The 14,207-nt window shown below is 68.4% G+C and carries 11 protein-coding genes and 1 pseudogene; 11 read left to right on the forward strand and 1 reads right to left on the reverse strand.

Annotated elements, in window-relative coordinates; genetic code table 11:
* Window positions 1-39 precede the first annotated feature (39 nt).
* From AX730_RS13250 to AX730_RS13275, 6 genes are all read left to right on the forward strand, one after another.
* The gene (locus AX730_RS13250) at window positions 40-1,707 is read left to right on the forward strand and encodes a metallopeptidase domain-containing protein (protein ID WP_157074249.1); all 1,668 of its coding nucleotides are present in this window, start codon (window positions 40-42) and stop codon (window positions 1,705-1,707) included.
* A gap of 37 nt (window positions 1,708-1,744) precedes the next feature.
* Window positions 1,745-2,506 (forward strand): bifunctional demethylmenaquinone methyltransferase/2-methoxy-6-polyprenyl-1,4-benzoquinol methylase UbiE, encoded by a 762-nt coding sequence (gene ubiE, locus AX730_RS13255; protein ID WP_062357278.1) that lies wholly within the window; start codon window positions 1,745-1,747, stop codon window positions 2,504-2,506.
* A gap of 61 nt (window positions 2,507-2,567) precedes the next feature.
* Window positions 2,568-4,481, forward strand: a complete 1,914-nt coding sequence (locus AX730_RS13260; RefSeq protein WP_062357280.1) for a M1 family metallopeptidase — start codon at window positions 2,568-2,570, stop codon at window positions 4,479-4,481.
* Between the two features lie 15 nt (window positions 4,482-4,496).
* Window positions 4,497-5,462 (forward strand): alpha/beta fold hydrolase, encoded by a 966-nt coding sequence (locus AX730_RS13265; RefSeq protein ID WP_232310260.1) that lies wholly within the window; start codon window positions 4,497-4,499, stop codon window positions 5,460-5,462.
* An 11-nt stretch (window positions 5,463-5,473) separates the two neighbouring features.
* Window positions 5,474-6,199 (forward strand): hypothetical protein, encoded by a 726-nt coding sequence (locus AX730_RS13270; protein WP_062357344.1) that lies wholly within the window; start codon window positions 5,474-5,476, stop codon window positions 6,197-6,199.
* The gene (locus AX730_RS13275; protein ID WP_062357283.1) at window positions 6,190-6,849 is read left to right on the forward strand and encodes an HAD family hydrolase; all 660 of its coding nucleotides are present in this window, start codon (window positions 6,190-6,192) and stop codon (window positions 6,847-6,849) included. The genes AX730_RS13270 and AX730_RS13275 overlap by 10 nt, the downstream gene beginning before the upstream one ends.
* Window positions 6,850-6,933: 84 nt before the next feature.
* Here AX730_RS13275 and AX730_RS13280 read toward each other — a convergent pair whose 3' ends face one another.
* Window positions 6,934-7,866: a carbohydrate kinase family protein gene (locus AX730_RS13280; RefSeq protein WP_062357285.1), complete on the reverse strand. Its 933-nt coding sequence runs from the start codon at window positions 7,864-7,866 to the stop codon at window positions 6,934-6,936.
* A 318-nt stretch (window positions 7,867-8,184) separates the two neighbouring features.
* On the opposite strand from AX730_RS13280, the gene AX730_RS13285 reads away from it, so the two are divergent.
* The 5 genes and pseudogenes from AX730_RS13285 (at window position 8,185) to rodA (ending at window position 14,153) form a co-directional block, all read left to right on the forward strand.
* Window positions 8,185-9,231, forward strand: coding sequence for a rod shape-determining protein (locus AX730_RS13285; protein ID WP_062357288.1), 1,047 nt, complete (start codon window positions 8,185-8,187; stop codon window positions 9,229-9,231).
* A gap of 138 nt (window positions 9,232-9,369) precedes the next feature.
* Window positions 9,370-10,527: a rod shape-determining protein MreC gene (mreC, locus tag AX730_RS13290; protein ID WP_083537897.1), complete on the forward strand. Its 1,158-nt coding sequence runs from the start codon at window positions 9,370-9,372 to the stop codon at window positions 10,525-10,527.
* A complete protein-coding gene (gene mreD / locus AX730_RS13295; RefSeq protein ID WP_062357289.1) occupies window positions 10,524-11,009 on the forward strand; it encodes a rod shape-determining protein MreD in 486 nt (161 codons plus the stop codon). The genes mreC and mreD overlap by 4 nt, the downstream gene beginning before the upstream one ends.
* 3 nt (window positions 11,010-11,012) lie before the next feature.
* Window positions 11,013-12,824: pseudogene (gene mrdA, locus AX730_RS13300) on the forward strand (penicillin-binding protein 2); the annotation flags it as partial.
* Between the two features lie 192 nt (window positions 12,825-13,016).
* Window positions 13,017-14,153 carry a rod shape-determining protein RodA gene (rodA, locus tag AX730_RS18520; RefSeq protein ID WP_083537904.1) on the forward strand — a complete coding sequence of 379 codons (1,137 nt, stop codon included), beginning with the start codon at window positions 13,017-13,019 and terminating at the stop codon, window positions 14,151-14,153.
* Window positions 14,154-14,207: the final 54 nt, after the last annotated feature.

Consider the following 14,207-nt stretch of genomic DNA (forward strand, 5'->3'; position numbering starts at 1 on the left):
CCGTGCACTTTCATGTCATATCACGGCGGGGAGACGGTCGTGGATATGTCGGGACGGATCATCGGTATCAACCGCGTGCTGGCGCGGTGGAGCATCGTGCTGTTGATCGCGTTGGGTGGTGCTGTGCCGTGGGCCAGGGCGGACGACATCGTGCAGGGCACGCTGCTTGTGCGCTGGGGCGACGGGCCGCGGGCCGCCGTCGGTCGTGCGTCCGCAACGTCGCACGTGGAGGCATGGCTCGAGGTGGGTCCCGGGCTGCGTTACCGGCTGGACATGGACCAGGCCATGCGCGCGGCGGGGGATCTGCCCGCGCTCTCCCATCGTCGGGTGGCGGTGTCCTACACGTCCCGCCGCCAGCCCGCCGCGAAGACCGGCGCTGGGCAGGCGATGACGCCCAGCATCGACGCCATCGTGCCGGTGGACCGGGTGCCGGCGCGCGCGCTGGCGAGGGCAGCAGACGGCCGCATCGCCCTGGCCGCGCCGGTGACGGGCAGCACGCGCTGGGTGACGCTGATGTGCAAGTTCGCCGACGTGGCGGCCGAACCGAGATCGCGCGCGTTCTTCCAGTCGCAGTATGGCGATGCCCCCGGGCAGTTGGGCCACTACTGGTCGGAGGTGTCCTACGGGGCGATCACGCTGGCCGGCAGCAGCGCGCACGGGTGGTACGCGTTGCCCGCCCCCAGGTCGACCTACGTCACCATGGTCGGCGGCAAGGCGCGCGCGGACCTGCCGCTGCTGTTCAACGACTGCATCGCCCAGGCCGAAGCGCAGGTCGATTTCCGCAACGTGCAGGGCATCAACCTGATGTTCAACGCCGAGCTCGACGGCCGCGCATGGGCTGGCGGTGCCTGCGGCCTGCTGGAGGGCGTGTATGCCTGTACGCGCGCGACCTGGAATCCGCCATGGTCCACGGACAACCTGTCCAGCCTGGCGCACGAGATGGGGCACGGCTATGGCCTGCCGCATTCGGACAACTCCGATGGCGATGCCGATACCCACGACAATCCCTGGGACCTGATGAGCGATGCCTGGCGCCATGCCGCCAGCGATCCCGTGCTGGGCCTGCTGCCCAAACACCTGAGCATGCATCATCGCGACCGCCTGGGCTGGGTATCCCCGGCACTGCGATACGTGGTGCCGGAGAACAATGCAGCGGCCCACGAGATCGTGCTGGAGGCCGCCAGCATGCCGCCTTCGGGCGGCGTGCACCTGGTGGTACTGGCCGGTGCGGCGCAACCGGACCCCTACCGCACCGAGTCCTACACGCTGGAAGCGCGTCGCCGCAGCGGCACCTACGAATCCGGGCTGGCGGGCGACGCCGTCATCCTCCACCGGGTGGCGGACAACGGCGCTGCCTACAGCGTCGACACGGACACGCCGCCCGCCGACCTGTCCGGCAACGAAGGCTCGATGCTGCGGGTAGGCGAGCAATGGAACACGCCGGATGGGCGGCACTGGGTGTCGGTCATCGCCTCGACGACCACCGGCTTCCTGATACGCATCGGACCGCGACCGCGCGTGATGAGTGCGCCCGCGCCCGCGCTGGAGCGCACCGCGGCACCGCAGGCATCGGCCGCGGGGCGGATGGACGTGACGCAGGTCGGTGTTCGAGGTTCGCTGCAGCGGCGAGCAGGCGACACACCGACATGCGGCACGCTCGTGCGTCGGTGGCAGGCATCGCCGGCGTGTGCCCTGTTCGCGCGATGAGCGGGCCGTGGCCGGCGGGTAGTGCGATAATCCGGCCATGAGCGAATCCCCCTACGAACGCGGCACCACCCATTTCGGCTTCCGCGACGTCGCCGCCAAGGACAAGCAGAAGCTCGTCGGCGAGGTCTTCACCTCGGTGGCCGGCAAGTACGACCTGATGAACGACCTGATGAGCCTCGGCATCCATCGGGTCTGGAAGCGCTACTTCGTCAGCACTTGCCAGGTGAAGCGCGGCGACCGCGTGCTCGACCTGGCGGGCGGCACCGGCGACATCGCCGCGTTGTTGAAGGATCGGGTGGGCGACACCGGCCAGATCGTGCTGGGCGACATCAACGCCGGCATGCTGTCGGTCGGCCGCGACCGCATGACCGACCGTGGCGTGGTGCAGGGCCTGGAGTACGTGCAGTGCAACGCCGAGGCGCTGCCGTTCCCGGATGCCAGCTTCGACCTGGTCACGATCGCCTTCGGCCTGCGCAACGTCACCGACAAGGCGGCCGCGCTGCGCGACATGCATCGCGTGCTGAAGATCGGCGGGCAGGCACGCGTGCTGGAGTTTTCCGAAGTGACGGTGGACTGGTTCAAGCCGGTCTACGACTTCCATTCGTTCAAGGTGCTGCCGAAGCTGGGCCAGCTGTTCGCGCAGGACGCCGGCAGCTACCAGTACCTGGCCGAAAGCATCCGCCAGCACCCGCCGCAGGCCGAGCTGCAGGGCATGATGGACGAGGCCGGTTTCGCGCGGACCAGCTACAAGAACCTGTCCGCCGGCATCGTCGCCATCCATACCGGCTACAAGGTCTGAGGGCGGCCGGGGCCGAGCGCGGTAAACTGGGGACTTCCCCCGTATCGCTGGAAGTTCCCTGATGCGTTCACTGGCTTTGCTGTTGTCCTGCGCCGCCGTGCTGGCGGCCGGTTGTTCCAAGGAACCCGAACCCGCTCCCGTGGCCGCCACGCCCAAGCCCGCCGTCGAGGCGCCCGTCGACCAGGACGAGCACTCCTACGCCGAACCGCGCAAGGTCGCCATCGATGACCTGGCGCTGGATATCGCCGTCGACTTCGACGCCAAGACCATCGGCGGCACCGCGACCTACACGCTGGACTGGAAGGACAAGGCCGCCACCCAACTGGTGCTGGACACGCGCGACCTGGCCATCGCCACGGTGGAAGGCGAGGCCAATGGCGCCTGGGCGCCGCTGAAGTACGCGCTGGCCGCCAAGGACGCCGTGCTGGGCAGCAAGCTGACCATCGAGACGCCGGCCCGCAACGCCAAGATCCGCGTCACCTACACCAGCTCGCCCGAGGCCTCCGGCCTGCAGTGGCTGACGCCGGAGATGACCGAAGGCAAGCAACTGCCCTTCATGTTCAGCCAGTCGCAACAGATCCACGCGCGCAGCTGGGTGCCGCTGCAGGACACGCCGCAGGTGCGCTACACCTACAGCGCGCAGGTGACCTCGCGTCCTGACGTGATGGTGCTGATGAGCGCCGACAACGATCCGGCCGCCGCGCGCGACGGCGAGTACACGTTCAAGATGCCGCAGAAGATCCCGTCGTACCTGATGGCGATCGCCGCCGGCGACCTGGTGTTCAAGCCGATTTCCGCGCGCAGCGGCGTCTGGGCCGAGCCGGCGATGGTCGACAAGGCCACCAAGGAATTCGAAGACACCGAGAAGATGATCGCCGCGACCGAGCAGCTGTACGGCCCCTACCGCTGGGACCGCTACGACATGCTGGTGCTGCCGCCGTCGTTCCCGTACGGCGGCATGGAGAACCCGCGCCTGAGTTTCATCACGCCCACGGTGATCGTCGGCGACAAGACGCTGGTCTCGCTGATCGCGCATGAGCTGGCGCACAGCTGGTCGGGCAACCTGGTGACCTTCTCCAGCGCCAAGCACGGCTGGTTGAACGAGGGCTTCACCAGCTACGTCGAGAACCGCATCGTCGAGGCGCTGTACGGCAAGGAGACCTCCAGCATGGAGTACTCCATCGCCCGCAACAGTTTGAAGAAGGACATCGGCACGATGCCGGAAGCGACGCAGTCGCTGGCGGTCAAGCCAGGCACGCCGCTGGACGCGGACGACGCACTCAGTGCGGTGTCGTACGACAAGGGCGCGTGGTTCCTGCAGTTCCTGGAAGAGCGCTTCGGCCGGCAGGAGTTCGATGCCTTCCTGCGTGGCTACTTCGACCACTTCGCGTTCCAGAGCATCACGACCGAGCAGTTCCTCGACTACGCGAAGAAAAACCTGTTCGACAAGCACCCCAACCTGGTCAGCGATGCCGAGATCCAGGCCTGGGTCTACGGCACGGGCATCCCGGCCAACGCGCCGCAGGTGCAGTCGCGCGGCTTTTCCAACACCGACACCGCGCGCATCGCCTGGCAGGGCAGCGGCCAGCTGCCGAATCCACAGCTCACCGACGCCTGGGTGACCCAGCAATGGGTGCATTTCCTCGAAGGCATGGGCGAGAAGCTGACCGTCGAGCAGCTGAAGCAGCTGGATGACGCCTACCACTTCACCGGTACGGCCAACGGCGAGATCGCGATGCGCTGGTATCCGCTGACCATCCGCAGCGGTTACGTCGACGCGCAGCCGGAGATCGCCAAGTTCATCGAGCGCGTCGGCCGTCGCAAACTGATCCTCCCGATCTACGAAGAACTGGTGAAGACGCCGGAGGGCCTGACGCTGGCGAAGGACAGCTTCGCGCGCGCCAGGCCGGGCTACCACCCGATCACGACCGGGTCGGTCGAGGCGCTGCTGGCGAAGGCGTCGGCGAGCCCGTAAGGCATGCCGGTCCGCATGACCCGCGCAAGGACGGTCGCCCTGGTGGCGGCCGTTCTTGTCTGCGCGCTCGCGTTGTGGGCGTGGCGCGACCCGATGGCGCCCTTGCGCGCCGGGATGGCGATGCAGGGTGGGTGGATCGGCCTGTCCGAGCGCCATGCCGTCATCGACGACCATCGCTGGGTCTACGACGAACGCGACGGAAAGGATCCCGCCGCGCCGACGGTGGTGATGGTGCATGGCTTCACCGGCAGCAAGGAGAACTGGTATCCGCTGGCGGAAAGCCTCCGCGGCCCGTATCGGCTGGTGATTCCCGACCTGCCGGGCTGGGGCGAAAGCCAGCGCCTCGCCGGTGCGGACTACGGGTTCAAGGCGCAGGCGGCGCGGCTGGCGGCTTTTCTGTCGCACGTCCGTCGCGACGGCAGTCCGGTCGTGCTGCTCGGCCATTCGATGGGCGGAGGCATCGTGGCGATCGTCGCGGCGGAACATCCGGACCTCGTTGCGCGCGTGGCGTTGATCGATGCCGCGGGCGTGCGCTTCAACGACAACGTGTTCGGTACCGAGGTGTTGGCAGGGAAGAATCCGTTTGGCGTCCATGATGCTGCGTCCCTGCAGCGTTACCTCGACACCGTCTTCCACGATCGCGCCGCGCAGCCCGCCATTCCCTGGCCGGCGTCGAAGGCGGTGATCGACTGGCGCATCGCGCAGGCACCGTTCGAGCAGCAGGTGCTGGACCGCATCGGTCGCAGCGACGAGCGTTTCCTGCCCGGCGAGAGGGCCGCGTCGATCCGCCAGCCGGCGCTGCTGCTGTGGTGCCGGCAGGACCGCGTGATCGACCCCAGCGCGATGGCGCTGTACGCCAGGAAGATCCCGCAGGCCATGCAGGTTTCACTCGATGGTTGCGGCCATATGTCCATCATGGAAAAACCCGACGAGGTGGCGGCCGCGGTCGCCCAGTTGATACAGCAAGGCACACCCCGATGAAGAAGAACGCAATGAAGACGCTGATGTTGGCGCTGGCCTGCGCGCTGGCCCTGTCCGCCTGTGGTGATCGCGAAGCCGAGCGCGCGGCCGCCGCGGCCGCGCAGGCGGCGGCCGTCGAGCAACAGGCCGATGAACTGGCGAAGAAGTACGACAGTGCCGTGGCCTCCGGCGACTGGGACATGGCGCGCATCCATGGCATCGCGCTGCTCGACCAGTACCCGCAGAGCGTGGCGGCCGGACGCATCGGGCCGTCGCTCGACGAAGTGAAGGGCAAGGCCGAGGCGGTGCGCGACCAGCGCAGGATGGAAGCGCTGTGGGCGTATGCGCAGGTGGCGGCCGATGGCGGCACCCAGCGCTCGGCGATGATCTACAGCAAGGAACCGGTGGACGTGGATGGCAGCGGCGCCAAGCCGGTGCAGCTGGTGTTCCGCGACCATCCCACGTGGAAACGCAGCAGCTACCTGGTGCTGCAGGCCAGCGACTTCGCCAAGGCGTGCTACAGCCGTTGCCAGGTGACCGTGGTGGCGGACGGCGCCGCGCCCAAGCGCATGGCGTCCCATCGGCCGGATACCGACGAAGCCACCGCGATGTTCATCGACGACAACAAGGCGCTGTGGCGCCTCGTGCGCAAGACCAAGGTGCTGGAAGTCGAGTTTCCGGTGAAGGATGGCAGCATGCGCAAGGCCGTGTTCGAAACCGGCGGCCTGGACGGCAGCCAGATGCCGGGATGGGACTGAGCGCGGTGGCGTCCGCTGAGGTCGATGCGCCGTCGCTGTCGGCGCTGCGGCACTGGGTGTTCGACCTGGATGGCACGCTGACGGAAGCGGTGCACGATTTCGTGCTGATCCGGCGCGCGCTGGACATCCCGCTGGACGCCGACATCCTGGCCCATCTGGCGGCGTTGCCAGCCAGTGAGGCGCAAGACAAGCACGCCTGGCTGATGCAGCACGAGCGTGCCCTGGCCGAAGCGGCGACGGCGGCCACCGGCGCGGTCGCCCTGGTGCGTGCCCTGCATGCAAGGGGGTGTCGCCTCGGCATCCTCACCCGCAATGCGCGCGAACTGGCCGTGGTGACGCTGGCGGCGATCGGGCTGGCGGACGTCTTCGATGCAGCCGACGTCCTCGGCCGCGACGAGGCGGCACCCAAGCCCGCGCCGGATGGCCTGCACTACTTCGCAGCGCGATGGGCCGTGCCACCGGCGCAGATGGTGATGGTGGGCGACTACCGGTTCGACCTGGAATGCGGTCGCGCCGCCGGCACGCACACCCTGCTGGTCAATTGCGTGGGCGACGGCTGGCCGGCGTTGGCGACCTGGCGGTCGCCCGATTGCGCGGCGGTCCTGGCAGGACTCGACGCCGCGCCGGTGCAGGCGGCTTACAGCGCGTAGCCGCGCCGAGTGGAGGCAGGGGCGCCGGTACTGTCGGCGCCGTCGCCACGGCAGGAGATCCCGCCGCCCAACTGGCTTTTTTCCTTACAGCGCGTAGCCGAACTGCTGCTTGAACTGTTCGTTGAATTCGCCGAAGTCGAAGCGCTGGTTCTGCGTACCCGGATGTTCGACCTTCAGTGCGCCCATCAGGTTGCCCATGCGGCCGATGGTCAGCCAGTCGTAGCCTTTCTCGATGCCGTAGATCAGGCCGGCGCGGAACGCGTCGCCGCAGCCGGTCGGGTCGGTCACGCGGCGCTCGTGCGCCGGCGGGATGTCGTAGGTCTTCTCGGGCGTGTGGATCAGCGAGCCGTGCGGACCGCGCGTGGTGATATAGGCCTTCACCCGCTTGACGATGTCGGCTTCGCTCCAGCCGGTACGCTCCTGCAGCAGGTTCGACTCGTAGTCGTTCACGGTCACGTAGTCCGCCAGCTCGATGAAGTGGCGCAGCTCCTCGCCGTTGAACAGCGGCATGGCCTGGCCGGGATCGAAGATGAAGGGAATGCCGGCCTCGGCGAACTCGGCGGCGTTCTGGATCATGCCTTCGCGACCGTCGGGGCTGACGATGCCGAAGGTCACGCCGGCCACGTCCTTCACGTGGTTCTCGTAGCTGCGCATCATCGCGCCCGGATGGAACGCGGTGATCTGGTTGTTGTCGTGGTCGGTGGTGATGAACGCCTGCGGGGTGAACAGTTCGTCGATCACCTTCACCTGGGTCAGGTTGATGCCCTGTTCGACGAAATGCTCGCGGTAGGGACCGAAATCCTGGCCCACCGTCGCCATCGGTATCGGGTCGCCGCCCAGCAGCTTCAGGTTGTAGGCGATGTTGCCGGCGCAGCCGCCGAACTCGCGGCGCATGCGCGGCACCAGGAACGACACATTCAGGATGTGCACCTTGTCCGGCAGGATGTGGTTCTTGAACTGGTCCGGGAACACCATGATGGTGTCGTAGGCAAGGGAACCACAGATCAGTGCGGACATCGGCAGACTCGGCTGGAGGCGGATGCGGCCGTCCCGGGCCGCAGGAAAAGCGGGACGTGCGCCCCATTCCCGGCGCGCCGGTGCGAAGGTTACCGGCTGGACCGGCCTGCGGCCAGTCTTGATCGCGGGCGCTCGAGGGTGCTGCGCCGTCGTCCGGCACCGCGCGCATGCGTCACGAACGCCGTTTTTTCCCGCGGATTCACGAGATTTTTCCTTGCCCGCTCCATGCCGGATTGTTAGGCTAGCCGACTTCGTTTTTGCCCAAAAAATCGCCAGCTCCGCGCGATTTTCCAGCCCCCAGCAGGAACCCGTCCCCCGATGTTCAAGAAGCTCCGCGGCATGTTCTCCAACGACCTGTCCATCGACCTGGGCACGGCCAACACCCTGATCTACGTGCGCGGACAGGGCATCGTGCTCAATGAACCCTCGGTCGTGGCAGTGCGCCAGGACCGCGCCATCGGCGGCTCGCGCTCGGTCGCGGCGGTCGGCGCCGAGGCCAAGCAGATGCTGGGCCGCACGCCGGGCCACATCACCACCATCCGCCCGATGAAGGACGGCGTGATCGCCGACTTCACCTACACCGAGGCGATGCTGAAGTACTTCATCAAGAAGGTGCACAAGTCGCGCTTCCTGCGTCCCAGCCCGCGCGTGCTGGTGTGCGTGCCGGCCGGCAGCACCCAGGTGGAGCGCCGCGCGATCAAGGAATCGGCCGAAGAGGCCGGTGCCCGCGACGTTTACCTGATCGAGGAACCGATGGCGGCCGCGATCGGCGCCGGCATGCCGGTGACCGAGGCCCGCGGCTCGATGGTCATCGACATCGGCGGCGGCACCACCGAGGTGGCGGTGATCTCGCTGAACGGCATCGTCTACTCGCAGTCGGTCCGCATCGGCGGCGACCGCTTCGACGAGTTCATCACCAACTACGTGCGCCGCAACCACGGCATGCTGATCGGCGAAGCCACGGCCGAACGGATCAAGCTGGAGATCGGCTGCGCCTACCCGCAGGCGGAGGTGCAGGAGATGGATATCTCCGGCCGCAACCTCGCCGAGGGCGTACCGAAGATGATCAAGATCAACTCCAACGAGGTGCTGGAAGCCCTGCACGAGCCGCTGTCCGGCATTGTCAGCGCGGTCAAGCTGGCGCTGGAGCAGACCCCGCCGGAACTGTGCGCGGACGTCGCCGAGCGCGGCATCGTGCTGACCGGCGGCGGCGCGCTGCTGCGTGACCTGGACCGGCTGATCAGCGAGGAAACCGGCCTGCATGTGCAGGTGGCCGACGATCCGCTGACCTGCGTCGCCCGCGGCGGTGGACGCGCGCTGGAACTGGTCGACATGCACGGCAACGAGTTCTTCGCACCCGAATGACACGGGGCCTGCGGCTGCGGCCAGCGGGAGCGGCATGGCCGCTCCGCGCGCCCGACGCCGCGCGACGCACGTTGATTCGCCACCCGGTCGCGGTTTCGCCCCGCGGCCCACTCCGATCCACCTCCCTTCGGCCCTGACGTGCCTTCCTACGCCGGTCCCCCCGTCGCCACCCGCGGTGAAGTCGCCAGCACGCTGCGGCTGCTCGGCTATCTCGCGCTGACCATCGCGCTGGTGATCCTGGACCATCGCGGCGGCTGGTTGTCGCAACTGCGCGCGCAGGCCAACGCGGTCACCCAGCCGCTGTGGTGGGTGGCGGGCCTGCCTGGCCGCGTGACCACCCGCGTCCAGGACGATGCGGCCACCCGCACCGGCCTGATCGAAGAGAACCAGCGCCTGCGCAACGACATGCTGGTCGCCAACGCCCGGCTCGCCCGGCTGCAGACCGCGGCGGCCGACAACGCCCAGCTGCGCGCGCTGCTCGGCGTGAAGACCTCGCGCGGACTGGATGTGCAACTGGCGCCGATCCTCGACATCGACCTCGCCCCGGGCCGTCAGCGGCTGGTACTGGACGTGGGCAGTCGCGCCGGCGCGCTGGTCGGCCAATCGGTCATCGATGCGGGCGGCCTGATGGGCCAGATCATCGAGACCACGCCCGCCCACGCCACCGTGCTGCTGCTGACCGATCCTGACCATGCGGTGCCGGTGGTGGTCGCGCGCAACGGCGTGCGCCTGATCGTCTACGGGCGCGGCCGCAGCGACCTGCTGGAACTGGCCGACGTCCCCCTCAACAGCGGTGTCGAGGTCGGTGACGTGCTGGTGACCTCTGGTCTTGGCGGCCGCTTCCCGGCGGGTTTCCCGGTCGGCACGATCTCCGCGCTGCGCCCGGACGACAGCCATGCCTTCCTGGTCGGCGACGTCACCCCGGCCGCGCGGCTGGACCGCGGCCGCGACGTGCTGTTGCTGAAATCGGCGCCGCCGCTGCCGTTGCCGCCGGCGGATCCGAGCCGGTTCCTGCCTGAGCCGGCCTCGCCAGCGGCAGGCTCCGCCAGTCCGGTGGAAACGGGACCGGCCGCGTCCGCGACCCAAAGCCCCTCTCCCGCCGGGAGAGGGGTTGGGGAGAGGGGCAACGAAGGCAGCAATGCCGGCGCAACCAACACCGCGTCCGCGCCCGCGACAGTTGCTCCGCGAGCTTCGCGCCCCGTGAACGCGCCGACCCTCACCCCAACCCCTCTCCCGGGGGGAGAGGGGCCGAAAGCGCCGTCCTCGAACCCGCCGGCAACGGAGCCGCAGCGATGAGCCGCGCGCGCACCGGCTGGCTGATGCCGCTGAGTATCCTCGTCGCCCTGCTGCTGGGGCTGTTGCCGCTGCCCGACCTGCTGCAGCCGTTGCGTCCGTACTGGCTGGCGCTGGTGGTGGCGTACTGGGTGATCGAGGCGCCGGACAGCGCCGGCCTCGGCTTCGCCGTGATCGTCGGCCTGATCGCCGACCTGATGTTCGGCACGCTGCTGGGCGAACAGGCGCTGCGCCTGCTGATCATGGCCTTCATCCTGCAGCGTTTCCGCGCGCGGCTGCGGTTCTTCCCGATGTCGCAGCAGGCGCTGGCGATCGGCGGCTTGCTGCTCAACGACCGCATCGTCACCACCGTGGTGCAGCTGGCGCTGGGCGAGCCGACGCTGCCCTGGGCCTACTGGTGGGCACCGCTGCTGGGCATGCTGTTCTGGCCGCCGTTGTTCGTGCTGATGGACGCGCTGCGGCTGGGTCGCCGCAGGCGGGGCTGAGCGATGATCGGATCGCGCCGGCGCGGCAAGAACCCGCACGCCGAAGCCGACCAGTTCCGACGCCGTGCGGTGACCGGCTTCGCCATCGTGGCGTTGTGCCTGATTGGCCTGGGGGCCTGGTACTTCAAGTTGCAGGTCATCGACCACGCCGACTACGCCACGCGCTCGGAAGCCAACCGCATCCGGCCGCGGCCGGTCGTGCCGGGACGCGGCACCATCTACGACCGCAACGGCCTGCTGCTGGCGGAGAACGTGCCGGCGTTCCGCCTCGACGTGACGCCCGACAAGGTCAAGGAGCCGGCGAAGCTGGTCGCCGACCTGGCGAAGATCATCGAACTCTCGCCCGAGGACATCGAGCGCTTCGACGCCACCCGCAAGGCCACGCGCGGCTTCCGCCCGATCACGCTGAAACTGCGCGTGAGCGAGGAAGAGATGGCGCGCTTCGCGGTGGACCGCTGGCGTTATCCCGGCGTGGAACTGGTGCCGTACCTGACCCGCCGGTATCCCTACGGCGAACTGTTCGCGCACATCGTCGGCTACGTCGGTCGCGTCGATGAAAAGGATCTCGAAACCCTGGGCGAGATCAATTCGGCGCTGACCCATATCGGCAAGACCGGGCTCGAGCGCTACTACGACGAGCAGCTGCGCGGAAAGATCGGCTACGAGAAGGTCGAGACCAACGTGGAAGGCCGCGCGCTGCGCGTGGTCGGCCGCGTGCCGGCGCAGGCGGGCACCGACCTGCGCCTGAGCGTGGATGCGAAGCTGCAGCAGGCCATCGTCGATTCGTTCGGCGAACTGGAGGGCTCGGCCATCGCGGTCGATCCGCGCACCGGCGAAATCCTGGCGATGGTCAGCCTGCCCAGCTACGACCCCAACCTGTTCGTCAACGGTATTTCCAGCAAGGACTTCAAGCTGCTCAACGACAACCCGTCGCGGCCGCAGTTCAACCGCCTGGTGCTGGGCGGCGTGGCGCCGGGCTCGACGCTGAAGCCGTTGATCGCGCTGGCCGGCCTGGACAGCGGCAAGCGCAAGCCCGAAGACACGGTGGTGTCCACCGGCATGTTCTACCTGCCCGGCACCAGCCGCGGCTGGGGCGACGCCAGCCGGCGCGGCCACGGCGTGACCAACCTGCGCAAGTCGATCTCGCAGTCGGTCAACACCTACTACTACCGGCTCGCGCTGGACCTGGGCATCGCGCAGTTCGACGACTACATGGAGCACTACGGCTTCGGCCAGCCGACCGGCGTGGACCTGCGTGGCGAGATCGGCGGCATCCTGCCGTCGCCGGCGGCCAAGTTGAAAGCGCGCAAGGAACGCTGGTATCCCGGCGACACGGTCAACGTCGCCATCGGCCAGGGCGACTGGAAGGTCACCCCGCTGCAACTGGTGCGCGCCACCGCGGGTATCGCCAACGGGCAGATGCGTCGGCCGCACCTGGTCAGCGAGATGCGGGTCGGCTTCGACCGACCGTGGCAGCCGATGCCACAACCCGCGCCGATCGCGATCAGCTCCCATCCCGCGAACGTCGAGGTGGTGCGCCTGGGCATGCAGGACACCATGCAGCCCGGCGGCACCGGCTGGCGCGTCGCGCTGAATGCGCCCTACCTGATGGCGGGCAAGACCGGCACCGCGCAGGTGATCAGCCGTCGTGGCACCGCCGCGGTCGATCCGCGCAGCCTGCCGATGCACCTGCGCCACCGTTCGCTGTTCGTCGGCTTCGCGCCGGCCGACAACCCGACGATCGCCATCGCCATCGCGGTGGAAGGCGGCGGTTACGGCGGCAGCACCGCCGGCCCGATGGCGCGCAAGATCTTCGATGCCTACCTGCTGGGCAAGATGCCGGAGAAGGAAGGCGAGGAGGCCGTTCCTGGTGCTGCACCACCCGCAACGACACCGGCACCGGAGGTGATGCCGCCATCGCCAGTGCCCGCTACGCCCGCGAATCCTGGCCCCTCTCCCGCCGGGAGAGGGGCTTGCACGCGCGCGCGCATTGCAGGAGACGCACGCATGACCGAGCTGCTGCGCTGGGGCTTCGATCTGTTGCGCCACCTGCTGCGCACGGTGGACTGGCTGCTGCTGGGCGCCTTGCTGGCGCTGATGGGCATCGGACTGGCGGTGCTGTACAGCGCGGGCGGCGAGGCGCTGGGCGATCGCCTGGTGCTGGCGCAGGGCGTGCGCTTCGGCGTCGGCCTGGTGGCGATGTGGGCGCTGTCGCGCGTGACCCCCGTGCGCTTGCGTGCCTGGACGCCGGGCGTGTTCGCTGTGGCGCTGGTGCCGCTGGTGCTGGTGCTGTTCATCGGTACCGGCAAGCATGGCGCGCACTGGATCGACCTGAAGTTCTTCTACCTGCAGCCCTCGGAACTGCTGAAGATCGCGCTGCCGATGATGCTGGCGTGGTACCTGCACCGCGAGCCGCTGCCGCCGGGCTGGCGCACGACGAGCGTGTCGGCGTTGTTGATCGGCCTGCCGACCGGGCTGATCCTGCTGCAGCCGGACTTCGGTACGGCGATGCTGGTGGCGGCCAGCGGCGTGTTCGGGCTGTACCTCGCCGGGCTGTCGTGGTGGTGGTTCATCACCGCTGGCGTGGTCGGCGGTACGGCGGTGGGCCTGGTGATGTTCGCGCCGATCTCGTGGTTCTCGTTCCTGCGCGAATACCAGCAGAACCGCATCCTGACCTTCCGCGATCCCGAGAACGATCCGCTTGGCGCAGGCTGGAACATCCTGCAGTCGAAGATCGCCATCGGCGGTGGCGGCTGGAGCGGCAAGGGCTGGGGCGAGGGCTCGCAATCGCACCTGGACTACCTGCCGGAGCACACCACCGATTTCATCTTCTCGGTGCTGTCGGAGGAGTTCGGCTGGATGGGCGTGATGGTGGCGCTGACGCTGTACCTGTTCGTCGTCGGTCGTTGCCTGTGGATCGCGATGGATGCGCGCGACACCTATTCGCGACTGCTCGCCGGCACACTGGGCATGGCGCTGTTCGTCTACGTCGTCGTCAACGGCGGCATGGTGTCGGGCCTGCTGCCGGTGGTCGGTGTGCCGATGCCGCTGCTGAGCTACGGCGGTACGTCGGCGGTCTCGCTGCTCGCAGGCTTGGGCCTGGTGATGGCAGTGCGCGCGCATCGGCCCGTGCACGGGTACTGACCTCATCGACTCACGTCTGCGCACCGCGTGCTGTTCACCCTGCTTCGAAACGTG

This window comes from Pseudoxanthomonas mexicana, assembly GCF_001556105.1.
Lineage (GTDB): Bacteria > Pseudomonadota > Gammaproteobacteria > Xanthomonadales > Xanthomonadaceae > Pseudoxanthomonas_A > Pseudoxanthomonas_A mexicana_A.

Coding starts and splice junctions, on each gene's coding strand:
- mreD (WP_062357289.1), top strand. CDS start 10,524: ATGAGCCGCGCGCGCACCGGCTGGCTGATGCCGCTGAGTATCCTCGTC.
- rodA (WP_083537904.1), top strand. CDS start 13,017: ATGACCGAGCTGCTGCGCTGGGGCTTCGATCTGTTGCGCCACCTGCTG.
- ubiE (WP_062357278.1), top strand. CDS start 1,745: ATGAGCGAATCCCCCTACGAACGCGGCACCACCCATTTCGGCTTCCGC.
- AX730_RS13260 (WP_062357280.1), top strand. CDS start 2,568: ATGCGTTCACTGGCTTTGCTGTTGTCCTGCGCCGCCGTGCTGGCGGCC.
- AX730_RS13270 (WP_062357344.1), top strand. CDS start 5,474: ATGAAGACGCTGATGTTGGCGCTGGCCTGCGCGCTGGCCCTGTCCGCC.
- AX730_RS13285 (WP_062357288.1), top strand. CDS start 8,185: ATGTTCAAGAAGCTCCGCGGCATGTTCTCCAACGACCTGTCCATCGAC.
- AX730_RS13265 (WP_232310260.1), top strand. CDS start 4,497: ATGACCCGCGCAAGGACGGTCGCCCTGGTGGCGGCCGTTCTTGTCTGC.
- AX730_RS13275 (WP_062357283.1), top strand. CDS start 6,190: ATGGGACTGAGCGCGGTGGCGTCCGCTGAGGTCGATGCGCCGTCGCTG.
- AX730_RS13280 (WP_062357285.1), bottom strand. CDS start 7,866: ATGTCCGCACTGATCTGTGGTTCCCTTGCCTACGACACCATCATGGTG.